1 pseudogene is annotated in these 224 nt (G+C 36.6%); it reads left to right on the forward strand.

The window, feature by feature from the left end:
• A pseudogene (locus LOK41_RS28895) lies at nt 1–116 on the forward strand (IS6 family transposase); the annotation flags it as partial.
• Nucleotides 117–224 lie beyond the last annotated feature (108 nt).

Below are 224 nucleotides of genomic sequence, written 5' to 3' on the forward strand. Positions count from 1 at the left end.
GTACCTTGAAAGGCATCGAAACCATTCATGCTTTATATAAACGAAACCGACGTCTTGGCTCAGACTTCGGTTTTTCGACATACAATGAATTACAGGAGCTACTAACAATCGCATAAAATGTACAACTTTTTGTTAGTACCACTTAACCTTAACAAAACTTTGCAACAGAACCCCTGAAGGCATACAACTAAGGCAAGTTAAATATCTCAATAATATAGTGGAAC

This window comes from Bacillus sp. TL12 (genome assembly GCF_022625245.1).
Taxonomy (GTDB): Bacteria; Bacillota; Bacilli; order Bacillales; family Bacillaceae_G; genus Bacillus_A.